Genomic DNA, 24,337 nt, shown 5'->3' with positions numbered 1-24,337 from the left:
GGATATCGCCGCGGCTGGGGCCCGCAGGTACAGGGGACGGCAGCCATTGACTGAATGGAGCATTATGCGTTGCGCCCTTAAGATCACCTTAATTTTCGCTGCGGCGGGCTTAATGCTGACGGCGTGTTCCCTTGGCGCCCCCGACGCGGAAACCAAAACGCTTAAGGTGGTCTACCAAAAGACCGATTCGTTCCTTGCCCTGGACACGCTCTTCCAGGCGGCCAAACAGGAGTTTGAGGCCGCCAACCACGGCGTCACGGTCGCCCTGGAGCCGATCCAGGCGAAAGACGACGACTACGGCACCAAGCTGGCCCTCGCCCTCCGTTCGCCCGCCACGGCCCCGGACGTGTTCTATGAGGACACCTTCAAGGTCCGTTCCGACGTTGACGCCGGTTACCTCCTGAAGCTGGACAGCCACCTCGCGGGCTGGGAGGACTGGGATACTTTCGATGACGGCGCCAAAGCGGCCGGCCTGGGGGACGACGGCGGCACATACGCCGTTCCGATCGGCACCGACACCCGCGGTATCTGGTACAACAAAAAGGTGCTTACCGCTGCCGGCGTCAGCGTCCCGTGGGAGCCCCGCACCTGGCAGGACATTTTGGACGCTGCCCGCAAAATCAAGGCCAGCGATCCCACCGTAGTGCCGTTCAACATGTACGCCGGCAAGGCCACGGGCGAAGGCACGGTGATGCAAAGCTTCTACGAACTGCTCTACGGAACGGATTCCGAACTCTACGACGCCGACGCCAAGAAGTGGGTGGTCGGTTCCCCGGGGTTTACTGACTCATTGGCGTTCCTCAAGACCCTGTACGACGAAAAACTGGCCGTCTCCCCGGCGGAGGCCCTCGACGCGAATGTGTGGAAGAAGGTCTTCGGTGAATGGCTGCCGCAGGGCAGGATGGGCGCCACCGTTGAAGGGTCCTACACGCCGTCGTTCTGGCAGAAGGGCGGCAGCTACGAATGGGCCGAGTACGGGCAGGACATGGGCGTGACGGCGTTCCCCACCCAGAACGGGCAGGCACCCGGCGGCGTCAGTATGTCCGGCGGCTGGACCCTGGCGGTAGGGGCGGAGACCAAAAACCCGGCCCTCGCGTTTGAGTTCCTCGCCACGGCCCTGAACCAGAAGAATTCCTTGGCCTTTAACATCGCCAACTCCCAGATCGCCGTGCGGAAGGACGTCGCCGCCGACGCCGGCTACCAGGCAGCCAACCCGTTTGTGAAGGACGTGTCCGAGCTTGTGGCCGTCACGCATTACCGTCCCGCAACTGCCGACTACCCCCGGATCTCCGCGGCCGTCCAGGAGGCCACGGAAGCCGTGATTACCGGGGCGAAATCCCCGGAGCAGGCAGCCGCCGACTATGACACGGCGGTGAAGGGCATCGTGGGTGAGGCCAAGACCGTCGCCAAGTAGCCTGTGGGGGTTTTCCTTACGCGTGAGCAGACCGGCCACCGGCGGCGTCGCACCGGACTCCGGCGCCAGGCACGGCTGCTCCCCGTCCTGCCGGCCGCGGTTCTCCTGCTGGTTTTTTTGGCCGGACCCGTGCTGTGGGCCTTCCACGCGTCATTCACCAATGCAGCCCTGACCGGCCGCAATGCCCGCAGTCCCGGTTGGATCGGGTTCGACAACTACGCCAGGCTCCTCTCGGACCCCATGCTGCCGCTCTCGCTGGGCCTGACGGTCCTGTTCGTGGGCGGCTCTGCCATCCTGGGCCAGAACCTGCTGGGGCTCACCCTCGCGGTGCTGATGCGGCGGGCGCGCCGACCGGTGGCCGCCGTCGTCGGTACTGCAGTGGTGGCTGCGTGGGTGCTGCCCGAAATCGTGGCCGCCTTCGCCGCCTACGCCTATTTCAGCCGGGACGGGACCCTGAACCAGCTGCTGGGCGGGCTGGGGCTCGGGCAGACCGACTGGCTGTATTCGTTCCCGATGGTCGCCGTCCTGCTTGCCAACACCTGGCGTGGCACGGCGTTCTCCATGCTGGTGTACCGGGCCGCCCTCAATGACATCCCCGGTGAGGTCACGGAGGCCGCACTGATGGACGGCGCCGGTGGCTGGCAGCGCCTGGCCTTCATCACCATCCCCATGATCCGCGGCAGCATCGTCACCAACCTGATGCTCATCACCCTGCAGACGCTGGCGGTGTTCACCCTCATCTGGGTGATGACAGCGGGCGGTCCCGCCAACGCCAGCACTACGCTGCCGGTGCTGGCGTACCTGGAGGCCTTCAAGTTCGGCGACATCGGCTACGGCACGGCGGTGGCGTCGGTGCTGATCCTCATTGGCGTGGTGTTCGGTGCCGCCTACGTCCGGCTCCTGCGGGAGAGCAAACCATGACGACGACGGCGGGGACCTCCGCGCGGGGGCAGCTGCGGTCCGGGACGGGCGCGGTTTCCCGTGCCCGGCGGCGTGCCCGGCTGCCAGCGGACGTGTCCCTGGCCCTGATCGGCGCCTGCTTTGTCCTGCCGCTGCTCTGGCTGGTGTTTGCGTCCCTTGATGCCTCCGCCGGACACGAGGCAAGGCTCCCGGGTCGGGTCTCCCTGGATAACTTTGCCGCCATCATGACACCGGGGCTGCTGTTCCAGCCGATTTGGAACAGCATGGTGCTGTCCGCCGGCACGGCCGCCGTGAACCTCGTGGCAGCAGTCCTGGCGGCCTACCCGCTGTCCCGCTACCAGTCCAGGTTCAACAAGCCGTTTATGTACACCGTCCTGTTTGGAACCTGCCTTCCCATCACGGCCATCATGGTGCCGGTGTATGGGCTGTTTGTGCAGCTTCAACTGCTGGATTCGATGCCTGCCACGATCTTTTTTATGGCCACTACCACGTTGCCCATGGCCATCTGGATGACCAAGAACTTTATGGACGCCGTCCCGGTGTCTTTGGAGGAAGCGGCCTGGGTGGACGGTGCGTCAGGATTGACGGCGCTGCGGACCATCGTCCTGCCCCTGATGCGGCAGGGGCTGGGTGTGGTGTTCATTTTTGTGTTCATCCAGGCCTGGGGGAACTTCTTCGTCCCGTTCGTCCTGCTGCTATCCGAGGCCCGTCAGCCGGCGGCGGTGTCGATCTTCAGCTTCTTCGGACAGCACGGCGCAGTGGCGTACGGGCAGCTGGCCGCTTTTTCCATCCTGTATTCAGTCCCGGTGCTGGCCCTGTACGTCATCGTGGCCAGGGGCGCTGGCAGCTCCTTCGCGCTCTCGGGTGCGGTGAAGGGCTGACGCCCGGCTTCAGTCGATGTCCTCGATGACAGTCCCAAACGGGATGGAATCGTCCAGATGTGCCTGATGTCCGTGAGGCAGGTTGAGCACCCGCACACCGTGGGCCTGATCCGCCGCCGACTGCATCAGGATGGGCCGAACGGTGTTGATGAAACTCTCGCTTTTTCCTGCGAGATACTCCTGATAACTGGCTGGTAGCTGGCTCATTCCACCAGAATAGACCCGCCGACCCGCGATGGGGAGGGGTCCCCATCGCGGCCTGACCTGCAGGTGGCTTGGATAGGATGGCGGACGGAGTGGAGCCGCACGGCAGCACACCCAGGGCAACATCCGTAGACCACCAGCCATCAGGGGGAAATCCACTGCTTCAGACCAGTGCGCCCGCACGAATCGACCCGGCGGAACTGGCCAGGGCACAGCAGGTGGTGGCGAACATTTCCCGCAGTTTCGATGCCAAGGTGGTGGGCCAGGCGCGGCTGCGTGATCCCTCCTGGTGGGCCTGATGACCGGCGGGCACATCCTGCTGGAAAGCGTTCCGGGGCTGGCGAAGACCACCGCCGCGCAGACGGTGGCCGAAGCAGTGAGCGCAGAGTTCCGCCGGATCCAGTGCACGCCCGACCTGCTCCCCAGCGACATCGTGGGCACCCAGATCTACGACGCCGCCAAGGGCACCTTCATCACCCAGTTGGGGCCGGTGCACGCCAACATCGTCCTGCTCGATGAGATCAACCGGTCCAGCGCCAAGACCCAGAGCGCCATGCTGGAGGCCATGCAGGAGCGGCAGACCTCCATCGGGGGAGAGGAATACCGGCTGCCGTCCCCGATTATGGTGCTGGCCACCCAAAACCCCATCGAGCAGGAAGGCACGTACCAGCTGCCTGAGGCGCAGATGGACCGTTTTATGCTCAAAGACGTGCTGGACTACCCCACGCCGGCCGAGGAAACGGAAATCATCCGCCGGATTGACGCCGGGGTCTTCAGCGCGGAACAGAAGCCGGCGGCCGCCGCCTCACTGGACGCCGTCATTGGCGTGCTCGAACGGGCAGCGGCGGATGGCGACGTTGTGCTGCGCCAATGGCGGCAGCTCCGGCCGGAAGAGGGAGTCCGCACATGATGCGGCCAGCGCCCAAACCGGCACCGCCCAAGCCGACACCGCAGAAACCGGCAGCCCCGGTGAACTCACGGGACCGGCCGGAGCGGCGTCGTCGGCTGTTGTGGTGGCTTGCACGTCCCGCACTTCTGGTCCTTTGCCTGTCCGCCAAACGGCTCAGCGTGGGCATACTCGCCGACACTGCTGCCCGGTCTTTCGCGGCCGGGACGCCGGCGCCGTGGCGGATGCTGCGGCCGGACTGCGGATGGCCAACTTCGTCGAACCGCAGATGGCGCCGTTCGCCGAGGGTGACGGGCTGTTCCTTGCGGGCGACTTCGCTGCCGCCCGCCAACGCTTCGAGGAGGCACTGTCCCTGGCGGGCACGGCCGACGAGTGCGTCGTCCGGGTCAACCTGGCGCTCACCATCGAACGCCTTGGGGACGCCCAGGCCACTGCAGAAGATCCGACGGCGGCGGCCCGGCTCTTCGCCGAAGGTGTTGCCGTGGTCAAGGCTGCGCCGGAGGGTTGCTTCGAAACCGCCGGAGAGGAGAACGGCGCAGGGGAGAAGCTGGGACAGGCGGCGGAACGGCTGCAGCAAAAGGCCGATGCAGCGGCGGCGGACAAGGCCAGTCCGCAACCGTCCGAACAGCCTGGGCAGGACGAGCTTCCCGCTGATCCGGGACGATGACTTCGGACCGGGCGTCGACCGGCCCGGGTAACAGGCCAAAGCTGCCGGGCCCGCAGTATGCCCCGATGAATTCTTTGACTAAAACGGCGAACAAAATTCTGCACCAGGACGAACCGCGCCGTAAAACTGCGTCTTAATTCGGTAGCCGACTTGAAGGGTGCCCCGCGGGCTCCTAGACTTCTAAACAAGTTACCGAGGTAACGTGTCAGCGATCCTCCGATTGTGGAGGGTGTGGGTGCCCCCATGTGGGCCTGACATTTGCTCACGGACAACTTCATTACAGGCGTAACAGTCGCGGCTGCGTCCCTGTGGAGTTTTTCGTGTTCCCAAACTCAAATTCATTCCCGGCACCACCGTCACATTTGCTGACCGGTATCCGGCAATGGCCCAAAGCCAAGGACGCAAATGTCACCGCCAAGCCTTATCGAAACGCATCCGAATCTCTCCGAGACCGCCCCCGTGGCGCTCTCGTACGAGCTCTTCCCGCCCCGCACGCCGGCTGCGGCCGAGTCACTCTGGACCACCATCCGGGAACTGGAAACCACCGAACCGGACTACGTCTCCGTCACGTACGGTGCCAGTGGCTCGAACCGGGACACCGCGGTCGAACTCATCAACCGGCTCCTGTTGGAAACCACGCTCCGACCGCTGGCCCATCTCACCTGCGTTGGCAACACGCCGGAGGAACTGGCAGAGATCATCGGCGACCTCCTGGACACAGGGGTTCGGGGCATCCTGGCCCTCCGGGGCGACCAGCCCAAGGGCGGTGCGCCGCTTGCCGCAGGGTCACTGCGGTATGCGCAGGACTTGATCGAACTCATCCGGCGGGTTGAACAGCGGCGGTCGGCCCTTCTGTGTGCAGGCAAGATCGCCGTGGGCGTCGCCGCCTACCCCACCCGGCACCCGGAATCACCCAGCGAAGCACACGACGTCGAGGTGTTGCTCGCCAAGCAGCGCTCCGGCGCCGACTTTGCCATCACCCAGGTCTTCTTCCACACCGAGCAGTACGCAAACCTCATAAGCCGAGCACGCCGGGCCGGGGTCACCATCCCCATCATCCCGGGCGTTATGCCGCTCACCAGCCTGCGCCGGGTCACACGGCTCGGGGAACTGACAGGCGTTGAGCCGGCACCGGAACTCCTTGCCCGGCTGGCAGCCGCGGACACTGATTCCGAACGCCTCCGGATCGGTGTCCGGGCCACGGTGGACCTGGCCAACGCGGCCCTCGATGCCGGCGCGCCCGGTATCCACATCTACACGTTCAACGAACATCAGAGCGCGTTGGAGGTGCTGGACAAGCTGGCACTTCCGCGCCAGTCCCGTTCAGGTGGCCGCCGCAGCGCCACCCTCCGGCGCCAGCTCGCCAGCTGACCTTCCAACATCCGCCAGACCATTCACAGTTTCCACTAACACTCAAGGAATCTCCCATGACTGAACAGAACACCGCCCCGTTCCCGGCCGCGTCACTCCTCGGCTACCCGCGCATCGGCCGCCGCCGCGAGCTCAAGAAGGCCATCGAAGCCTACTGGGCCGGCAAGATCGACGCCGCTGCACTGGACGCCGCCGCCAAGGGCATCCAGCTGACTATCGCCAAGCGCCTGCAGGAACTGGGCCTCACCGAAGCCGCCGCCGTTCCGGGCACCTTCTCCTACTACGACCAGGTCCTGGACGCCACCGCCCACCTCGGCGCTGTCCCGGCCCGCTTCGGCAAGCTCCTCAACGCCGAAGGCCAGCTCGACATCGACGGCTACTTCACCCTGGCCCGTGGCACCAAGGACCAGCAGCCGCTGGAAATGACCAAGTGGTTCGACACGAACTACCACTACCTCGTTCCGGAGATTGGCCCGGAGACCGAGTTCACCCTCGCCTCCAACCGCATTGTTGAGGAATTCGAGTTCGCCCTGGCCAACGGCATCGAGACCCGCCCGTACATCGTCGGCCCGGTCACTTACCTGCTGCTCTCCAAGGCATCCGATGAGGCCCCCGCAGGCTTCGCCCCGCTGTCCCGCCTCGAAGACGTCCTGCCGGTTTACGTACAGCTGCTCGAGAAGCTCGCCGCAGCAGGCGCCAGCTGGATCCAGCTGGACGAGCCCGCACTGGTTGTTGACCAGGACACCCCGGCCGCAGAAATCGAAGCAGCCGTTGCCCGCACCTACGAAGTTCTCTCCGCGGCAGCCAAGCGCCCCCAGATCCTCGTCTCCACCCCTTACGGTGCCCTCGACGGACAGCTGGGCACACTTGCCGCCACGAACATCGACGCCCTGCACATTGACGCCTTCAAGGGTGCAGCCCCGTCCGCAGCTGCGCTGGCCGGCCTTGGCAACAAGACCCTGGTTGCCGGCGTCGTTGACGGCCACAACATCTGGCGCAACGACCTAGCCGTCGCCGCCGCCAAGCTGGACGAACTGAAGGCTGCTGCCGGCCGGATCGCCGTCAGCACCTCCACCTCCACCCAGCACGTCCCGCACGACGTCACCGAAGAAGGCCAGCTCTCCGAAGAGCTGCGCAGCTGGCTCGCGTTTGCCGACCAGAAAGCCGTAGAGGTCAAGACGCTCGCGTCCTACCTGGCCGACCCGGCCTCCGCGCAGGCAGCCATCGACGAGGCGTCCGCCATCATCGCAGCCCGTGCCATCGCCGAAGGCGTCCGCCGCGACGACGTCCGGGCCCGCACCGAGGCACTGACCGCAGCGGACTTCAGCCGGTCCGCCTACACGGTCCGGGAAGCTGCCCAGGAAGAGGCCCTGCACCTTCCGCCGCTGCCCACCACCACCATCGGCTCCTTCCCGCAGACGTCCGAGATCCGCTCGGCACGAGCCCGCAACAACAAGGGCGCCCTCACCAACGAGCAGTACGAGCAGCTCATGAAGGACGAGATTAAGCGCGTTGTTGAGCTGCAGGAAGAGCTCGGCTACGACGTCCTTGTGCACGGCGAGCCCGAGCGCAACGACATGGTCCAGTACTTCGCCGAGAACCTCGAAGGCTTCGATGTCACGGTCCACGGCTGGGTCCAGTCCTACGGCTCACGCTGCACGCGCCCGTCCATCCTCTGGGGCGACGTCACCCGCAGCGCCCCCATCACGGTGGCCTGGGCCGAGTACGCCCAGTCGCTGACCAGCAAGCCCATGAAGGGCATGCTTACGGGTCCGGTCACCATCCTTGCCTGGTCCTTCGTCCGCGATGACCAGCCGCTCGGCGAGACCGCCAACCAGGTTGGCCTGGCCTTGCGCGACGAAATTGCGGACCTCGAGGCTGCCGGCATCAAGGTCATCCAGGTGGATGAGCCCGCTCTGCGCGAACTCCTGCCGCTGCGCAAGGACGATCACGCCGCCTACCTGAAGTGGTCAGTGGATTCTTTCCGCCTGGCCACCGCCGGTGCCGCTGACGCCACGCAGATCCACACCCACCTCTGCTACTCGGAGTTCGGCGTGATCATCGACGCCATCGACGGCCTCGACGCAGACGTCACCTCCATCGAAGCGGCACGGTCCCGCATGGAGGTTGTCCACGACCTCGAGTCCCACGGCTTCGGCCGCGGCGTTGGTCCTGGCGTCTACGACATCCACTCGCCGCGGGTTCCAGGCGAAGCAGAGGTCACCGAGCTCCTGGCGACCGCCGTCAAGCACGTCCCGTCCCGCCAGCTCTGGGTCAACCCGGACTGCGGCCTGAAGACCCGCGGTTACGCCGAGACCGAAGAATCCCTGCGCAACCTGGTCAAGGCCACCAAGACGGTCCGCGCCGGCCTGCTGGAATCCGCCAAGTAACAACGGTCTCACTAAGAGAGCTCGAAGAGGCTCAAGGGCTAGTGCGGCCTGCCGCGCTGGCCCTTGAGAAGCGAGCGAACGGGCGGCCGGTCACCAAAGGTGACCGGCCGCCGTCGTGCGTTAAGAGTGTTTAGGACTCCCAGAGGATTTCGTCGTCCACCACGCCGTCCTCGTCAGCGGCTACCACCAGCACCTCGTCCGTGAAGTGGGCGCCCAAGGTGAAGTCCATGACAAAGTAGCGCTCCGGCTGGCCGGGGAAGATGCCCACGTGGCCAAGCTTGAGGGCCTTGAGGAACACATCATTGGTGAGCTGGCTGCGCTCTTCAACGCCAAAGACTTTCTGCAGGTGTTCGTCCTTCAGCGCGCTGCAGTGGAAGTGAAGGTATTCCTGCGGGCTGGTGCCTTCCTGCTCCAGCTCCTCGGCGATCATCTGCCGGACCTCGTCCACAAGTTCGGGAAGGAACCGCAACCGGTAGTCCACTTTGTGCATGGCCGCTTCGTCAAAGTGGTCGTGTGCGTCAATATTCAGGTCGAGTTCCAGTAACTGGCCACCCAGCTCATGTTTGGCGGCGATGTTGTGATCCCTGCCGTGGTTGAGCTCGATTTCTCCAAAGTGCTGGCTCGCTACCCTGTTCATACCTTCAACATAGACCCCAAGTGCTGCGCTTTCCAGCATTCGGGACTAATTCCCTGCAGCCCCCAGGCCAGCCAGCGTTTCGGCGAGCAGGTCCACAAACAGCTGCACCCGGGCGGTCTTCTTCTCGTTGATGAGCAGGGCAAACACGTTCCGTGCCAGCCGGATCTCTGGAACGTCCAGCACCACAACTCCGGCCGGCCAGTGCCGCAATGCGAGCTCGGGCACCAGTGCGGCGCCCAGTCCGGCGGCCGCCATTTCGAGGCTGGCATGGAAATCGTCGCTATGGGCCACCACGCGCGGATGCAGGTTGCAGCTGGCAAAGAGCCGTTCGATGACCACGGCATCGGGGCTCCCGGGGTGGTGCATGATCCAGGGCAGTTCGGACAAATGGTCCGCCGCCACCTTGGCGTCCGTGCGGAACCCCCAGCCCGCGGGCAGCACCACGCGGAAGTTGTCGTCGCCGATCCACTGCCGGTTGATGGTGTGCGGCCAGGCGAGCCCCGACTGGCCCACCTGAAAGACCAACGCCACATCCAGCTCCCCGCCGGTGCGCAGTCCCTGGATGGTCTGGGCCGGCTCGGCCACGGACACCTTGAGGTCGATGCCCAGGTGTTTCCACGCCGGATTCTTAAGGATGCGGGGGAGGACGTAGGTGGCCAGGCTGGGAAAGATTCCCAGCCGCAGCTCTTGGCTGGAGCTGCTGTGCGTCTTCGATGCTGCCGCCATCAGGGCTTCGATGTCCGTCAGGACCTTCGCGGCGTGCCGGGTCATCACCACCGCGGCTTCGGTGGGGACCACACTGCGGGCCGAACGCTGGAACAGGACCACACCCGTCTCGCGTTCCAGGGCGGACATCTGTTGCGACACCGCCGACGCCGTGTATCCCAGGCGTGCCGCTGCGGCCGCAAACGAGCCCAACCGGGTAACTTCGAGGAGAGTCTTCAGATGAACGGGATTTACCAAGGCAGTCCTTCGGTCGGGGCCGCCTGAACACCGTGTGGTACCGGTTCTGGAAGGCCCGCTTTATTCTGGCACAAAGAATAACTTCAAACTCAGTCATCCACCGGCCCCACGGCGTCGAACTGCCCCTAGAGAGTTTGCACCGAGCAAGTGCACCACGAAGTCCGAGCAGGGGAGTAGAACAGTGTTTTTGGCAGGGAACTCGACCTTCAAGCCGCAGGGGCGGCGCATTGCCGTTGTGGGCAGTGGAGTGGCGGGCCTGACGGCCGCGTATGTCCTGAACCGCCACGACAATGTCACCCTCTTTGAGGCGGACAGCAGGCTGGGCGGTCACGCCCACACCCATGACGTTCCGCAGCCGGATGGATCCACCCTCGGCATCGATACCGGCTTCATTGTCCACAACGAGCGGACCTATCCCACCCTGTTGCGGCTGTTCGCGGAGCTGGGTGTGGAGACGCAGGATTCGGAAATGAGCATGTCCGTCCGCTGTGACGGCTGCGGTCTGGAGTACGCCGGGGCCCGTGGGGGCGGCCGCGGGATCATCGCGCGCCCGTCCAGTCTCCTGCGCGGACGCTACCTGCTGATGCTGCTGGAGGTCATGCGCTTCTACCGCAGGGCCCGGGCGCTGATTGAGGCGGGCCCAACGTCCGACGCCGGCCCTGGTGCGGGCGGCGCGGAGCCCACCCTCGGTGAATTCCTGGCAAAGGAGCGCTTCAGCAAGTACTTCATCTCGCATTTCATGACGCCGGTGGTCAGTGCGGTCTGGTCGTGTGACCCCACCACAGCGCTGTCCTACCCGGCGCGGTACCTTTTCACCTTCCTGGGACACCACGGGATGCTGGGCGTCAAGGGTTCGCCGCAGTGGCGGACGGTCACCGGCGGTTCGGGGCAGTACGTGGAGAAACTGGCAGCCACGTTGCCGGATATCCGGCTTAACAGTCCTGTCACCGGTATCCGGCGCCACGCGCTCGGTGTGGAACTGACCACCGAACAGGGAGTTGAAGATTTCGAGGCAGTGGTCATAGCCACGCACCCGGCCCAGGCCCTGGGCTTCCTTGCGGACGCCTCGCCGGCCGAAAAAGAAGCCCTCGGGCAGATGCCGTACTCCGTCAACCACACCGTTTTCCACCGGGACGCGGCCGTCCTGCCCACCGCGGAGAATGCCAGGGCGTCCTGGAACTACCGGCTCCCGGACTGCAAAGCCCGGCCGGACAAGGTACTGGTCAGCTACGACCTCACCCGGCTGCAGCGCCTTGAGCCGTCGGATGGCCAGCCTTACCTGGTGAGCCTGGGGGAGTCCGAGCTCATCGCGGAGAACCGCGTCCTGGAGCGTATGGTCTACGAACACCCCCAGTACACGCCTGAATCACTGCGGGCACAGCAGCGTATTGCGGCCCTTAGCGATGACCGCATCGCCTACGCCGGCGCCTACTTGGGCTGGGGCTTCCATGAAGATGGCGCCCTGGCCGGTGTCCGTGCCGCAGCGAGTCTGGGGCGCACCTGGGATACGCCCAGGATTCAGGCGCACAAGCCTGAGCTGCTTTCCGCCTCGGAGGGCGCATGAGCTCAACCGCAGCCATCTACCGCACGTCCATTTCCCACGTGCGCCAGAGCCCGCTGAAGAACGCGTTCACGTACAGGAGCTACAGCTGGTTTGTGGACGTGGACCGGCTCCCCGTTCTGCCCGGGTTCATGCGGCCGCTGGCTGTCTTCCGGGCCGCCGACCACCTGGGCGATCCCGGGGCCACCATCCGCAGCAACGTTGAACGGTACCTGCGGACCCGGGGGATGGAGCCCGACGGCGGGGCCATCCGGATGCTGACCAGTGCCCGGGTTTTCGGCCACGTCTTCAACCCGCTCACGCTCTTCTGGTGCTATCGGATGTCCGGGGAGCTGCAGTGCGTCATCGCCGAGGTCCACAACACCTACGGCGAACGCCACTGCTACCTCCTGGAAACGGATCCTTCCGGGCGGGCCAGCGTGCCCAAGGCCTTCTACGTTTCACCGTTCAATGACGTTGACGGGCAGTACAGGATGAAGCTGCCCGCGCCGGAGCAGCGGCTGTCCGTCTCCATCGTCCTGGAGCGGGAAGGGCAGCGGCCGTTCGCCGCGACCATGGACGGGGACCGGCGCCCGGCCACCGTCAGGAACATCCTGGCAGCGGCCGTTGCGGTCCCGGCCGCGCCGCTGCTGGTCTCGGCGCTGATCCGGATTCAGGGCATGAAACTATGGGCACGACGCCTGCCAGTCATCAAAAAACCACATCACCCCTCACAGGAGGCAGTCCAATGACCATGACCGATGAAAACGGAACAGCCGCGACTGCGGAGGTTTCCGCCGCGAAGCCAGACGCACGGCACCTGGTGACAGGGCAGACTGCTGGCGGGGTACCGGCGTCGCCGGACACCATTGATCCTGACGTATGGCCCGGTGTTGCCCACGCGCCGTCGGGAACTAAAGCGCTGGTGGCGGGCAAAGCCGCCGGCCTGCTGTTCAAGGCGGCCGTCCGACGGCTGCCTCTGCGCGTTGCCTACCCGGACGGTTCAGTGCTGGGCACCGGCGGCCCGGACGCGCCGGTGATGACCATGGTCAGGCCGGCAGCATTCAATCTGCGGATCGGGGACAACGGCCTGATCGGGCTGGGCGAATCATTTATGGCGGGGGATTGGGAAGCGTCGGACCTCGCCGGGGTGCTGGAGGTCTTCGCCGCGTCCGTGGACACCCTGATCCCCGCACCGCTGCAGAGGCTGCGGAACCTGTACCTGCCGCGGACGCCGCGGCAGGAACGCAATGAAGAGCAGAACACCCGCAGCAACATCTCGCGGCACTACGACCTCTCCAACGAGCTCTTCTCCAACTTCCTGGACACCACCATGAGCTACTCCTCGGCGCTTTTCCCGCTGAGTGACGGTGCACTGGATTCGGTCCCGTGGGACGCGTTGGCGGAGGCCCAACAGGCCAAGATCGACAGGCTGCTGGACAAGGCCGGCGTCGGATCGGGCACGCGGCTGCTGGAGATCGGCACCGGCTGGGGTGAATTGGCCCTCCGGGCAGCAGCCCGCGGTGCCACTGTCTACAGTGTGACGCTCTCCAGTGAACAGCGGGCGCTGGCGCAGGAACGCATTGCCGCCGCCGGCTACGCAGACCGGGTGACCGTGGCGCTGCAGGACTACCGGGCCGTGGAAGGCGAGTTTGACGCCATTGTGTCAGTGGAGATGATCGAGGCGGTTGGTTATGAGTACTGGCCCATTTTCTTCCAGACCATCGACCGCGTGCTGGCCCCGGGTGGGAAGGTGGCCATCCAGGCCATCACCATGCCGCACGGCCGCATGCTGGCCACGCGCAACGCCTACACCTGGGTGCACAAGTACATCTTCCCCGGGGGCTTCCTGCCGTCCGTGCGGGCCATTGAAAGCGTGACCCAGCAGCACACCACGTTGCGGGTGCGGGAGCGGATGGGCCTGGGCGATCACTACGCCGCGACCCTCCGCCTCTGGGAGGAACAGTTCATCGCGCGTTCGGCGGAAGTCGGCGGGCTCGGCTTTGACGCGGTGTTCCAGCGGATGTGGCTGTTCTATCTGTGCTATTCACGGGCGGGTTTCCAGTCCGGCTATCTGGACGTGCAGCAGATTGTCCTGGATCGCCGGGAGGCCCAGCTGTAGCAACGGTCCCGCCGATCGGCCCTTCTTAAGCCCGGACATGGAAGAGCCTCTCCAATCCCTCTTCCCCAAGCGAAAGTCCGATGTGGACAAGGTCCGGGTAGCCGTCCGGGAGAGTTTCCTGGGGTTTGAGTTGGTTGGGCCAGTGAGGTGGTTCCCAGTCTTGATGTTCACTTGTATAGCGCCTGCCCGAGGGGGAAATCCAGCCTGGTGGTTCGGTTTTGGAGGCTGGTGTGGGTTGCCAGCCTCCGTTGTGCCGGAGTTTGTGGTGTTTGGGGCATGGCTGTCCCAGATTCGAGACCCCGGTGGTGCCGCCCTTGGCCCAGGCGAGGATATGGTCGGCCTCGTTGTCCAGTGAGTTGTTGCTGCAGCCCGGGAAGGGACACTTGCCGTCCCGCAGTCGCAACCACTGCCGCATGGCCTTGCTCAGCCGGTAACTGGACCGCCCGATCTCCAGCGGAGCCCCGTCCCTGGGGTCAATCAGGACCCGATAGAACGAGTCGGCACCGTTCGCCACGACGTCCCGGGCCATCGATGCCGGGATGGGGCCATAGCCGTCCAGCATCGCTGGCTCATCGGTGGCGCCGAGCAGGGAGAACACCGGGACCGTCACCAAGACTTCGGCCCGCGGCGGCGGAACCCGTCCGGGTTCGCTTCCCTCAGCGCTCCCGTTGCTGCCATGGTTTCCGTTGCCATGGTTTCCGTTGCCAAGGAGGGCGGCGGCGAAAACGTCCGCCCGGAGTTGGGTGAGAGTCAGGGGCTCGTCGGGGCCTTGTAAACCACGAGCCACAGCGGTGGTCCGGTTCCAGATTGCGACCGCCTGGTCCGCCGGGAGGTAAGCCGAAAGCCAGGCCATCCCGTCCTGGTCCGGCGCGTACTCGATGCGACGGTCCAGGACACCTTTCGCGTGGCGTTTCTCGATGCTCTCGGCGTGGTGGCGTTCGCGCCAGGTACGGGCCTTGTGCCGGAACCGGAATGCCGGCATTTCGCCGGCGGGACACCCACTGGCCGAGCCCGGAGCGTCCGGGTCCAGGAAGTGGGCCTCAAGCGCGGCGGCACCGGCCTGGTCAAGGGTGGCGGCTTCGTCCGCCATGACCCGGGCGTGCTGCCAGGAGATGGTTCCGGACTGCAGGGCGGCCATGGTCAACGGCAATGTATTGGTCAGTGCGTGGGAGACCCCCAGGAACGAATCGGCCGCCCGGTCACCGATAGTCAGGGCACACCCAACCTCCGCCGTGACTGCCATCTCCTGCGCCTGGACCGAAGCATCCGGAGGAGCCACCGCCCGGGCAATATCTGCGTACTTCACGGCAGCCCCGGCCTTCACTGCCGCCATCTGCGCATCCACTGCCGCAGCCCCAATCAGAATGTCGAGGCAATCTTCGGACAATCCCGGCAACGGATCGCCCTCCGCTGAAAGTCCACCGGAACCGTGTTCGTTCACGACGCCGGTGAGCATAGCAACGGCTGCGGTGATGTCCGCATATGCCTTTGCCACTGCCGGGTTCCTCATATATCCATCATGACAAGGGGGTCTGACATTCAAGCGGCGGCGAAAGGACCGCTCATCCGTCTGCGGCCCGGTAGGATTCTTGCGGCGTGCAGGTCAGCGCGCACACTCGGCAAATTCCGGCGGCAAGGACTGATGATGAAGAAGACCACGCGGCAGGCGCCCGGCGGCGATACGGGGCAGTGTGCGGAAGCCCAGCCGGGTCAGCCATGGAGTGGGCGTCCATGGACCAGTTCCTATGGGACGGGTGTCCCGGCGGATCTGGTGCTCCCCGAGGGTTCGCTGGTGGACCTCATGGACACGTCCGTGCGGCGCTACGGGTCCAAGACCGCTTTGGAGTTCTTCGGCGCCGGCACTACCTACCGTGAGCTCGGAAAACTGATCAGCCAGGCCGCCGCGGGCCTGAAGAAACTGGGTGTCAAATCCGGCGACAGGGTGGCCCTCGTGATGCCGAACTGTCCCCAGCACGTGGTCGCCTTCCATGCCGTGCTGCGCCTCGGCGCCGTGGTGGTCGAGCACAATCCGCTCTACACGGACCGCGAACTGCGGCACCTGTTCGAGGACCATGAGTCCGCCGTCGCGATCGTTTGGGACAAGGCTGTGGAGCGGGTCCGCCAGCTGCCGGCCGACGTCGGGCTCCGCACTATTGTCTCGGTGGAGCTCATCTCGGCGATGCCGCTGCTGCAGCGCCTGGCGCTGCAGCTTCCGGTACCCGCCGCCCGGAAGGCCCGTGCCGCCCTCACCGTCGGCAGGGGCGAACCCAGGGGCGAACCCAGGGGCGGCCCGGCGCCCGGCACGCGCCCGGTGCTGCCCTGGAGGCAACTCCTCGAAGCTGGAGAGCTCAAGAAGAAACATCCGCGGCCCGGCGCCCGGGACCTTGCCGTCCTCCAGTACACGTCCGGCACCACCGGCTTGCCGAAGGGCGCCATGCTCACCCACGCCAATCTGCGGGCCAATGCCGCACAGGGCCGTGCGTGGGTGCCCGGGCTGAAGGAGGGCAAAGAGACCGTCTATGCGGTGCTGCCGATGTTCCACGCTTATGGCCTCACCCTGTGCATGACGTTCGCCCTCAGCATCGGCGCGAAGCTGGTTCTGTTCCCCAAGTTCGACGTGGACCTCGTGTTGAAGGCGCTCAAGAAGTCTCCCGCCACGTTTCTGCCTGCCGTACCGCCGATCTATGACCGCATTGCGGTCGCGGCGGCGCAACGCGGCATAGGGCTGGAAAGCATCCGGTTTTCCATCTCCGGGGCCATGAACCTGCCCACAGAGACGGTGGAGACCTGGGAGAAAGCGACGGGTGGTTACCTCATCGAAGGCTACGGGCTGACCGAAACTTCCCCTATCGCCATTGGGAACCCCTTCGGACCGAGCAGGAAGCCCGGCACCGTGGGTGTGCCGTTCCCGCTGACAGACATCAGGGTGGTGGATCCGAAGAACGTGGCCCTGGACCGTGCCCCGGGGGAGGAGGGCGAACTCCTGATCCGCGGCCCGCAGGTATTTTCCGGCTACTGGAACCGGCCGGAGGAGACCGAAGATTCATTGCTCGACGGCGGCTGGTTCCGCACCGGCGACATCGTCTCGGTAGATGATGACTACTTCGTCACCATCCGGGACAGAATCAAGGAACTGATCATCACCGGCGGCTTCAACGTTTCGCCCAGTGAGGTGGAGGACGTGTTGGCCACCTTCCCGGGCATTTCGGAAGTCTCCGTGGTGGGGTTGCCCCGGCCCGGCGGGGGCGAGGACGTGGTAGCCGCCGTGGTGCCCATCCCGGGGACCACCATCGATCCTGCCGCTCTCCTGGCTTATGCCCGGGCACAGCTGACTGCCTACAAGGTGCCCCGCCGGGTGGTGGTGCTCGATTCCCTCCCGCGTTCGCTCATCGGCAAAGTCCTGCGCCGGGAGATCCGGGACAGCATCGCAGCTATGGGTTGAACCGGCAGACTATTTGCGCCGGACGCCGGTTCCGGAGTTCAGCCGCGCGATTGCACTGGACAGCACGGTGGCGAAGCCGCACCACGCGGCGTAGGGGGCAAGCGAACTGCCCGCGGTGCGGTTGAGCCGGTAGGTTCTGCGGACCAGGTCCGCGCTGCTGGCCGCCAGCACAGCGCATTCCGCCGCGGCCAGCCATGGCCGGCGGGAGCGCCAGAAAAGCCAACTCCATGCAGCATTGAGAATGAGGTTTGCGGCCAGGGCGCCACGATAGGCGCGGATTTCCTGCTGTCTGTCGGACCCGCCGGCTAGTGGAGCCGCGGCCGCCCCAGCACTGTCCAGGGCGACGGCCGAAGTCAGCGCGAGGTCCGCATACAGGGCCGTCCACACGACGGGGAAGGCAATGGCGGGCGGCTGCCAGCCCGGCTTGCGCAGCCGGAGGTACCAGGAGCTGCCCGGATCGGTGGCAACGCCACCGGCAGCAGCCGAAGCGGCGGTGGCGACCGTCGTGAAAACCAACGTCTTCAGCTTCATGTCAGATCCTCTGTTCCCGTCGATTGTCCCCGCGCCGGGCGGAGCCCCGCCATAATCGATGGTAGGCCCGTTGCGTCCGTCGTCGCGTGTCAGGCGCCACTAGATGTAGTGGCCATGCACTCATTTCCAGTGCCTCGCCACCAGCAGCGACACGCCGTCCCGTACGCGACACGCTGGGGGTTAATTGTGGCTAAGTACTCCACAGGGTGTGGATTTCGTCCGCAAAAATGGCGGGATTCCGGACATTTCGCAGGCGCTTGCCTGTGGATTAAAAGTGCATTAAATGACATACTTGTAATACATCATCTTGGGGTTCCGAAGAGCCGTCTGCACTACATGTAGTATCGACGTACAGCTTGGGCAGGACTAGACGAGCGAAGATTTCGATAAAGGGGACAGGGACAATGACCGTTACGGTTTACACCAAACCTGCGTGTGTACAGTGCAACGCAACCTACCGTGCGCTGGACAAAAAGGGCATCACTTACCAGAGCGTTGACATCTCCCAGGACGCCGATGCCCTCGAGCGTCTGAAGGCGCTGGGCTACATGCAGGCACCTGTTGTAGTCACGGACCAGGACCACTGGTCAGGCTTCCGCCCGGACAAGATCGAGGAACTGGCACTGTCTGCCGTTTCCTCCGTGGCCTAAGGCCTTAAACTTTTCGCCAGCCGGCAACTTTCAATCCGCACACATGAGGTGACTCCCGTGTCAGCACTGGCAGTAGCCAGGGCCCAGGTGGCCCCGTTGGCGCCTGTCACCACACAGAGCCAGCTCATCTACTTTTCCTCCACCTCCGAGAACACCAGCCGCTTTGTCGCGAAGCTCGGACGTGAGCTGGCACGGATCCCGCTCCATGCAAAGGATGCACCCCTCCTCGCCACCCGGCCTTACGTGCTGGTAGTGCCGACCTACGGGGGCACCGGGGGAGAGGGCTCCGTACCCAAGCAGGTGATCCGCTTTCTGAACGACCCGCAGAACAGGCAACTGATCCGCGGGGTTATCGGTGCAGGCAACACAAACTTCGGGGACAACTACTGCATGGCCGCGGACATCATTGCCGCCAAATGCAACGTCCCCAGGCTCTACAGATTTGAACTTATGGGCACGCCAGAAGACGTCGCCCGCGTACACAATGGATTGGACACGTTTTGGACACGACTGTCGCAGACACAGAAGTAACCAGGGCCGAAGGCCAGGGCACCGCCGCTGCCGAAAAGCGGAGTGCCGCCGTCGAAAAGCCCGAGATGCCGGCCGCCTATAAGGGGCTGGGCTATCACGAGCTCAACGCCATGCTGAACCTGTACGGCCCCAACGGAGAGATCCAGTTCGAGGCCGACCGCGAAGCTGCACACCAGTACTTCCTGCAGCACGTGAACAACAACACCGTCTTTTTCCATGACCTGGAAGAGAAGCTCGACTACCTGGTGAAGAACCAGTACTACGAGCGCGAAACCCTCGACCAGTACACGATGAACTTCATCCGCGAGCTCTACAACCGCGCGTACAAGAAGAAGTTCCGTTTCGAAACCTTCCTGGGCGCGTTCAAGTTCTACACGTCCTACACGCTGAAGACGTTCGACGGCAACCGCTTCCTGGAGCGCTACGAGGACCGCGTCTGCATGGTGGCCCTGCACCTGGCCCGCGGTGACGAGAAGCTCGCCCTGCAGATGGTGGACGAGATCATCGAAGGCCGCTTCCAGCCGGCCACCCCCACCTTCCTGAACGCCGGCAAGCGCCAGCGCGGCGAGCTGGTCTCCTGCTTCCTGCTGCGCATCGAAGACAACATGGAATCGATCGGCCGGTCCATCAACTCGGCGCTGCAGCTGTCCAAGCGCGGCGGCGGTGTGGCGTTCGCGCTGACCAACATCCGCGAAGTGGGTGCCCCGATCAAGCAGATCGAGAACCAGTCCTCCGGCGTCATCCCCGTGATGAAGCTCCTCGAGGACAGCTTCTCCTACGCCAACCAGCTCGGTGCCCGCCAGGGTGCCGGTGCGGTGTACCTGCACGCGCACCACCCGGACATCTACCGCTTCCTGGACACCAAGCGCGAGAACGCGGATGAGAAGATCCGCATCAAGACCCTCTCGCTGGGCGTTGTCATCCCGGACATCACGTTCGAGCTGGCCAAGAAGGACGAGGACATGTACCTGTTCTCCCCGTACGACGTCGAACGCGTCTACGGCATGCCGTTCTCCGACGTCTCGGTCACCGAGAAGTACTACGAGATGGTGGACGACTCCCGGATCAAGAAGACCAAGATCAAGGCGCGCGAGTTCTTCCAGACCCTCGCCGAGATCCAGTTCGAATCCGGCTACCCGTACATCATGTTCGAGGACACCGTGAACCGGGAAAACCCGATCGACGGCAAGATCATCATGTCCAACCTGTGCTCGGAAATCCTCCAGGTTTCCCAGCCCACCACGTACAACGATGACCTGTCCTACGCCGAGACCGGCAAGGACATCTCCTGCAACCTGGGTTCGCTGAACATTGCGAAGGCCATGGACAGCCCGGACTTCGGCCTGACCATCGAGACGGCCATCCGGTCCCTCTCGGCAGTCTCGGACATGTCCAACATCACCTCGGTGCCGTCCATTGCCCGCGGTAACGACCAGTCCCACGCCATCGGCCTGGGCCAGATGAACCTGCACGGCTACCTGGCCCGCGAGCGGGTCCACTACGGTTCCGAAGAGGGCCTGGACTTCACCAACATCTACTTCTACTCGGTGGTGTACCACGCGGTCCGCGCCTCGAACCTGCTGTCCATCCAGACCGGGCAGACCTTCGGCGGCTTCGAGAAGTCCAAGTACGCGTCGGGTGAGTTCTTCGACAAGTACACGGAGCAGGAGTGGGTGCCGCAGACCGCCAAGGTTGCGGAACTGTTCAAGAACATCCACATCCCCACCCAGGATGACTGGCGCGAGCTGAAGGCTTCCGTCATGGAGCACGGCATCTACAACCAGAACCTGCAGGCCGTCCCGCCGACGGGCTCGATCTCCTACATCAACAACTCCACCTCCTCGATCCACCCGGTGGCGTCCAAGATCGAGATCCGCAAGGAAGGCAAGCTGGGCCGCGTGTACTATCCGGCCCCGTACCTGACGAACGACAACCTGGAGTACTACCAGGACGCGTACGAGCTCGGCTACGAGAAGGTCATCGACACCTACGCCGCAGCCACCCAGCATGTGGACCAGGGCCTGTCCCTGACGCTGTTCTTCAAGGACACGGCCACCACGCGCGACATCAACCGGGCCCAGATCTACGCCTGGAAGAAGGGCATCAAGACCATTTACTACATCCGTCTCCGCCAGCTCGCGCTGGAGGGAACTGAGGTGGACGGCTGCGTCAGCTGCATGCTTTAATCTTCAACTAAATCTGGCCAGTACGACGGCGGGCGCCCGCCCGCCGTCGTACGCTTAACTTCAAAGAACAACCCAACTTTTAGGGGATGACATGACCGAGAAGGTCAAGCTGCTTAGCCACGTCGAAGCGATCAACTGGAACCGCATCCAGGACGATAAGGACGTAGACGTCTGGAACCGTCTGGTCAACAACTTCTGGCTGCCCGAGAAGATCCCGCTCTCCAACGACGTGCAGTCGTGGGCCACGCTGACTCCGGACGAGCAGCAGCTCACCATGCGCGTGTTCACGGGCCTGACCCTGCTGGACACCATCCAGGGCACCGTCGGCGCCGTCTCGTTGATTCCTGACGCGATCACCCCGCACGAGGAAGCCGTCTACACGAACATTGCGTTCATGGAATCCGTGCACGCCAAGAGCTACTCCTCAATCTTTTCCACGCTGGCCTCCACCAAGGAGATCGACGAGGCCTTTCGCTGGTCCACAGAGAACGTGAACCTTCAGAAGAAGGCCCAGATTGTCATGGACTACTACCAGGGTGACGATCCCCTGAAGCGCAAGGTGGCCTCCACCCTGCTGGAGTCCTTCCTGTTCTACTCGGGCTTCTACCTGCCCATGTACTGGTCCTCACGGGCCAAGCTGACGAACACGGCCGACCTGATCCGCCTGATCATCCGCGACGAAGCCGTGCACGGCTACTACATCGGCTATAAGTTCCAGAAGGGCCTGGAGGGCCTGTCCGAGGAGCGCAAGCAGGAGATCAAGGACTACACGTTCGAGCTGCTCTTCGAGCTGTACGAGAACGAGGTGCAGTACACGCATGACCTTTACGACTCCGTCGGCCTGGCCGAGGACGTCAAGAAGTTCTTGCACTACAACGCCAACAAGGCGCTGATGAACCTGGGCTACGAGGCCATGTTCCCGGCCTCCGTCACCGACGTGAACCCGGCCATCCTCTCGGCGCTGTCGCCGAACGCCGACGAGAACCACGACTTCTTCTCCGGGTCCGGGTCCTCGTACGTCATCGGTAAGGCCGTTAATACTGAGGATGACGACTGGGACTTCTAGCAACAACAACAACACCACACCACCAACGATGTTCCTGTAACTAGACGGGCCCATCTGCTAAAGCAGATGGGCCCGTCTTTTATTTTTGTAGCGTATTACTCATCAGCCATATACCTGTCGCGCGGAAGAGCACTTCCAGCCCCTACTGCCGGACTAGAGATCCATCTCCGCGCTAGTGTAGAGAGTCAATTTATTCGGCCGTCGCCATCTCTCGCTCCTCGGCCTCAATGAGACCAATGCAATCTTGCAGAAGCTTTTCGCGCTTCACTCGGTCTCGACTTGGGTCCCCCGCGGAAGCCGTTCGGACGATCGCTGCAGCCTTCTCAAAGTACTGAAGCGACACAACATCATCACTCAATATCTCGACTAGTTTGTTTGCGTAAGTCGTGGCACTCTTTGTCGATAGGTCCCCCGGCTGCAAATCCGGCAGTGCCACTCGCCTGAATACGTTCATCATGACGAATCGAGACGGTTTTAGGGAGGAATCTATCCTGCCAGTTCGAAGCCACACGTCGAGTCGATACCAGCAGAGTGCGCTAGCGAAGTAACTTTCGAGCTTGTGCCCAGATCGGAAGATCTTCTCTGGGGATAGTTCGTAGAGTTCTCCGGGAAAGCGACTGGAAATATGAGGCACATTGAGAAACATCGCCGCAAAGGCTTTCATCTGGATCAGCTTCGTGACAACTCTTGTCTGCTCGACCGATTCTTCAGCGAACTGGCCTGAACGTCGTTCGTAGTAGAGGCGTTGCTTCGACCGCGCGGATGCCATGGACTTGTAGAACGTCTCTAGCTCCTTTTGGAAGTCCGTCGAGGCTATCAGATCTTCTTTTGTGATTGGCGTCTGACTATTGGTCGCTTGAGTTATCTTGGCTGTTGTGTCTGCATCATTCGTTACAATCAGACGTAAAGGAATGTATACGCTCGATAGATCGAGTTCTCGCGCAAAAAATAATACGTTGCTCGTTTGGCAGCCATTTACGATTTGGTAGTCCTCAATAGTGAAGTCATCGCCAGCTATGCGCACTTCTTTAGCAACCACGGTGACACCGTTGTTCAATACTGCAAAGAGTGCCTTTTTATCACTGTCAAGCGTTGAATACATTTCTTCGTTGACGGGGTTCCATTGCTGAAAGTCCCTCACGTTATCAAAGAACGCTGATTTTCGGAGACTGCCAGCGTCGGTGGCGAGCATTTTTATGAGCTCAGCTCCGGCTATGGCCCCGATGTACGCTTGTTCAATACCGGGGATGCGGGGAAGAGGGGTTTGTCTAGGAAAGCTGACCGTGGCTTCTACTTTATTAACTGTCGCATTGTACAGTCGGAGTAATTGTGATGCGCCCAGGACATTTGTGTGTACCGAGCGGAACATTGCTCGATTGTCAATGCCCGTTTCAAAGGTCCTAATAGTATCCTGATAGAGTGAATCATTGAAGGGCGGTGTTCCTTGGAATGCAAAGTAAACGCGCAGTTCCGGTGCACCACTCCTGAACTTTGCGCTAGCAGCGTAGATTTCCGTAAAGATTTCCCTTAGTTTCGCCCAAAAGGGGTGCGAAATGACGCTCTGCCGACCATCGATGAAACCCTCAACGGCATCCATGAAACCCAGGACTAGGTCACGGCTGTACGAAACAGACGTTTTGGCCTGAAGGAAGTGAAAGGAAACATCCAAAGACTTCGAGGCACCTATGAGGTCCCGGGCATCACTGAGGTTATTTACCGGCTGACCATTAATAACGATCAAGGCAGAATCGACGCCGATAGTTCCGTCCCCCGCCATGTAGTCGCTTATGTCTTCGTCAGTTAAATATTCATGCCCGAACGCCACATGTGTTGCAAAGTACTCAAACTCCGTATGGGCAGCCATCTTGGGTAGCTCGAACGATTGCTTATACTCATTTATTGGGCCCGCAAGTA

Annotated in this window: 20 protein-coding genes and 1 pseudogene; 15 read left to right on the top strand and 6 right to left on the bottom strand. The window is 63.3% G+C overall.

What is annotated here, in order from left to right:
- The first annotated feature begins 64 nt into the window (after positions 1-64).
- From ACQCS0_RS12675 to ACQCS0_RS12665, 3 genes are read left to right on the top strand one after another with little or no spacing between them, the layout of a single operon-like run.
- Positions 65-1,414 (top strand): extracellular solute-binding protein, encoded by a 1,350-nt coding sequence (locus ACQCS0_RS12675; RefSeq protein WP_354223536.1) that lies wholly within the window; start codon positions 65-67, stop codon positions 1,412-1,414.
- Positions 1,415-1,417: 3 nt separating this feature from the next.
- Complete coding sequence (locus tag ACQCS0_RS12670; RefSeq protein WP_354223538.1) at positions 1,418-2,335, top strand: sugar ABC transporter permease; 918 nt, start codon at positions 1,418-1,420, stop codon at positions 2,333-2,335.
- Positions 2,332-3,216, top strand: a complete 885-nt coding sequence (locus ACQCS0_RS12665; RefSeq protein ID WP_354223540.1) for a carbohydrate ABC transporter permease — start codon at positions 2,332-2,334, stop codon at positions 3,214-3,216. Before ACQCS0_RS12670 ends, ACQCS0_RS12665 begins: the two co-directional genes overlap by 4 nt.
- 9 nt (positions 3,217-3,225) lie before the next feature.
- Here the strand turns inward: ACQCS0_RS12665 and ACQCS0_RS12660 are convergent, their stop codons facing one another.
- On the bottom strand, positions 3,226-3,423 hold the full coding sequence (locus ACQCS0_RS12660) for a hypothetical protein (protein ID WP_111909039.1): 198 nt from the start codon (positions 3,421-3,423) through the stop codon (positions 3,226-3,228).
- 155 nt (positions 3,424-3,578) lie between these two features.
- Between ACQCS0_RS12660 and ACQCS0_RS12655 the strand changes: the two are divergent.
- From ACQCS0_RS12655 to metE, 4 genes and pseudogenes are all read left to right on the top strand, one after another.
- A pseudogene (locus tag ACQCS0_RS12655) lies at positions 3,579-4,255 on the top strand (AAA family ATPase); the annotation flags it as partial.
- 289 nt (positions 4,256-4,544) lie between these two features.
- Positions 4,545-4,994 carry a hypothetical protein gene (locus ACQCS0_RS12650; protein WP_354223543.1) on the top strand — a complete coding sequence of 150 codons (450 nt, stop codon included), beginning with the start codon at positions 4,545-4,547 and terminating at the stop codon, positions 4,992-4,994.
- A 405-nt stretch (positions 4,995-5,399) separates the two neighbouring features.
- Positions 5,400-6,365 (top strand): methylenetetrahydrofolate reductase, encoded by a 966-nt coding sequence (locus tag ACQCS0_RS12645; protein ID WP_354154913.1) that lies wholly within the window; start codon positions 5,400-5,402, stop codon positions 6,363-6,365.
- A 56-nt stretch (positions 6,366-6,421) separates the two neighbouring features.
- The gene (gene metE, locus ACQCS0_RS12640) at positions 6,422-8,755 is read left to right on the top strand and encodes a 5-methyltetrahydropteroyltriglutamate--homocysteine S-methyltransferase (protein WP_354223545.1); all 2,334 of its coding nucleotides are present in this window, start codon (positions 6,422-6,424) and stop codon (positions 8,753-8,755) included.
- A 130-nt stretch (positions 8,756-8,885) separates the two neighbouring features.
- On the opposite strand, the gene ACQCS0_RS12635 is transcribed toward metE, so the two are convergent.
- Together ACQCS0_RS12635 and ACQCS0_RS12630 are read right to left on the bottom strand one after the other, a co-directional pair.
- Positions 8,886-9,392: a DUF2004 domain-containing protein gene (locus ACQCS0_RS12635; RefSeq protein ID WP_282330821.1), complete on the bottom strand. Its 507-nt coding sequence runs from the start codon at positions 9,390-9,392 to the stop codon at positions 8,886-8,888.
- 45 nt (positions 9,393-9,437) lie between these two features.
- Complete coding sequence (locus tag ACQCS0_RS12630; protein WP_426938500.1) at positions 9,438-10,355, bottom strand: LysR family transcriptional regulator; 918 nt, start codon at positions 10,353-10,355, stop codon at positions 9,438-9,440.
- Between the two features lie 187 nt (positions 10,356-10,542).
- Here ACQCS0_RS12630 and ACQCS0_RS12625 point away from each other — a divergent pair, with 187 nt between their 5' ends.
- From ACQCS0_RS12625 to ACQCS0_RS12615, 3 genes are read left to right on the top strand one after another with little or no spacing between them, the layout of a single operon-like run.
- Positions 10,543-11,919, top strand: a complete 1,377-nt coding sequence (locus tag ACQCS0_RS12625) for an FAD-dependent oxidoreductase (protein ID WP_354154910.1) — start codon at positions 10,543-10,545, stop codon at positions 11,917-11,919.
- Positions 11,916-12,647 carry a DUF1365 domain-containing protein gene (locus ACQCS0_RS12620; protein WP_426938499.1) on the top strand — a complete coding sequence of 244 codons (732 nt, stop codon included), beginning with the start codon at positions 11,916-11,918 and terminating at the stop codon, positions 12,645-12,647. The genes ACQCS0_RS12625 and ACQCS0_RS12620 overlap by 4 nt, the downstream gene beginning before the upstream one ends.
- A complete protein-coding gene (locus ACQCS0_RS12615; RefSeq protein ID WP_426938498.1) occupies positions 12,644-14,017 on the top strand; it encodes a class I SAM-dependent methyltransferase in 1,374 nt (457 codons plus the stop codon). The genes ACQCS0_RS12620 and ACQCS0_RS12615 overlap by 4 nt, the downstream gene beginning before the upstream one ends.
- 25 nt (positions 14,018-14,042) lie before the next feature.
- Here ACQCS0_RS12615 and ACQCS0_RS12610 read toward each other — a convergent pair whose 3' ends face one another.
- Positions 14,043-15,527 carry a DUF222 domain-containing protein gene (locus tag ACQCS0_RS12610; protein ID WP_426938497.1) on the bottom strand — a complete coding sequence of 495 codons (1,485 nt, stop codon included), beginning with the start codon at positions 15,525-15,527 and terminating at the stop codon, positions 14,043-14,045.
- 135 nt (positions 15,528-15,662) lie between these two features.
- Between ACQCS0_RS12610 and ACQCS0_RS12605 the strand changes: the two genes are divergently transcribed.
- Positions 15,663-17,459, top strand: coding sequence for a long-chain-fatty-acid--CoA ligase (locus ACQCS0_RS12605; RefSeq protein ID WP_426939560.1), 1,797 nt, complete (start codon positions 15,663-15,665; stop codon positions 17,457-17,459).
- 9 nt (positions 17,460-17,468) lie between these two features.
- On the opposite strand, the gene ACQCS0_RS12600 is transcribed toward ACQCS0_RS12605, so the two are convergent.
- Positions 17,469-17,990: a TspO/MBR family protein gene (locus tag ACQCS0_RS12600; RefSeq protein ID WP_354223555.1), complete on the bottom strand. Its 522-nt coding sequence runs from the start codon at positions 17,988-17,990 to the stop codon at positions 17,469-17,471.
- 404 nt (positions 17,991-18,394) lie between these two features.
- Between ACQCS0_RS12600 and nrdH the strand changes: the two genes are divergently transcribed.
- The 4 genes from nrdH to nrdF all read left to right on the top strand — a co-directional run bounded on the left by nrdH (position 18,395) and on the right by nrdF (position 22,423).
- A complete protein-coding gene (gene nrdH, locus ACQCS0_RS12595; protein ID WP_009356333.1) occupies positions 18,395-18,640 on the top strand; it encodes a glutaredoxin-like protein NrdH in 246 nt (81 codons plus the stop codon).
- Between the two features lie 57 nt (positions 18,641-18,697).
- On the top strand, positions 18,698-19,171 hold the full coding sequence (nrdI, locus tag ACQCS0_RS12590; protein ID WP_354154904.1) for a class Ib ribonucleoside-diphosphate reductase assembly flavoprotein NrdI: 474 nt from the start codon (positions 18,698-18,700) through the stop codon (positions 19,169-19,171).
- 65 nt (positions 19,172-19,236) lie between these two features.
- Positions 19,237-21,357 carry a class 1b ribonucleoside-diphosphate reductase subunit alpha gene (gene nrdE / locus ACQCS0_RS12585; RefSeq protein WP_354223568.1) on the top strand — a complete coding sequence of 707 codons (2,121 nt, stop codon included), beginning with the start codon at positions 19,237-19,239 and terminating at the stop codon, positions 21,355-21,357.
- A gap of 91 nt (positions 21,358-21,448) precedes the next feature.
- Positions 21,449-22,423, top strand: a complete 975-nt coding sequence (nrdF, locus tag ACQCS0_RS12580) for a class 1b ribonucleoside-diphosphate reductase subunit beta (protein WP_024368367.1) — start codon at positions 21,449-21,451, stop codon at positions 22,421-22,423.
- A 190-nt stretch (positions 22,424-22,613) separates the two neighbouring features.
- Here the strand turns inward: nrdF and ACQCS0_RS12575 are convergent, their stop codons facing one another.
- Positions 22,614-24,287, bottom strand: a complete 1,674-nt coding sequence (locus ACQCS0_RS12575) for an AIPR family protein (protein WP_426939785.1) — start codon at positions 24,285-24,287, stop codon at positions 22,614-22,616.
- Positions 24,288-24,337 lie beyond the last annotated feature (50 nt).

The sequence above is a fragment of the Pseudarthrobacter sp. S6 genome (assembly GCF_050156575.1).
Classification (GTDB): Bacteria; Actinomycetota; Actinomycetes; order Actinomycetales; family Micrococcaceae; genus Arthrobacter.
The sequence above is the reverse complement of the archived record's forward strand: the minus strand, read 5'-3'. Positions and strand labels throughout refer to the sequence as shown.

Bases quoted from the DNA above. Each gene is read 5' to 3' on its own strand.
- ACQCS0_RS12675 (WP_354223536.1), top strand. From the start codon at position 65: ATGCGTTGCGCCCTTAAGATCACCTTAATTTTCGCTGCGGCGGGCTTA.
- ACQCS0_RS12665 (WP_354223540.1), top strand. From the start codon at position 2,332: ATGACGACGACGGCGGGGACCTCCGCGCGGGGGCAGCTGCGGTCCGGG.
- ACQCS0_RS12660 (WP_111909039.1), bottom strand. From the start codon at position 3,423: ATGAGCCAGCTACCAGCCAGTTATCAGGAGTATCTCGCAGGAAAAAGC.
- ACQCS0_RS12645 (WP_354154913.1), top strand. From the start codon at position 5,400: ATGTCACCGCCAAGCCTTATCGAAACGCATCCGAATCTCTCCGAGACC.
- metE (WP_354223545.1), top strand. From the start codon at position 6,422: ATGACTGAACAGAACACCGCCCCGTTCCCGGCCGCGTCACTCCTCGGC.
- ACQCS0_RS12635 (WP_282330821.1), bottom strand. From the start codon at position 9,392: ATGAACAGGGTAGCGAGCCAGCACTTTGGAGAAATCGAGCTCAACCAC.
- ACQCS0_RS12620 (WP_426938499.1), top strand. From the start codon at position 11,916: ATGAGCTCAACCGCAGCCATCTACCGCACGTCCATTTCCCACGTGCGC.
- ACQCS0_RS12615 (WP_426938498.1), top strand. From the start codon at position 12,644: ATGACCATGACCGATGAAAACGGAACAGCCGCGACTGCGGAGGTTTCC.
- ACQCS0_RS12610 (WP_426938497.1), bottom strand. From the start codon at position 15,527: ATGAGGAACCCGGCAGTGGCAAAGGCATATGCGGACATCACCGCAGCC.
- ACQCS0_RS12605 (WP_426939560.1), top strand. From the start codon at position 15,663: ATGAAGAAGACCACGCGGCAGGCGCCCGGCGGCGATACGGGGCAGTGT.
- ACQCS0_RS12600 (WP_354223555.1), bottom strand. From the start codon at position 17,990: ATGAAGCTGAAGACGTTGGTTTTCACGACGGTCGCCACCGCCGCTTCG.
- nrdH (WP_009356333.1), top strand. From the start codon at position 18,395: ATGACCGTTACGGTTTACACCAAACCTGCGTGTGTACAGTGCAACGCA.
- nrdE (WP_354223568.1), top strand. From the start codon at position 19,237: ATGCCGGCCGCCTATAAGGGGCTGGGCTATCACGAGCTCAACGCCATG.
- nrdF (WP_024368367.1), top strand. From the start codon at position 21,449: ATGACCGAGAAGGTCAAGCTGCTTAGCCACGTCGAAGCGATCAACTGG.
- ACQCS0_RS12575 (WP_426939785.1), bottom strand. From the start codon at position 24,287: ATGGCTGCCCATACGGAGTTTGAGTACTTTGCAACACATGTGGCGTTC.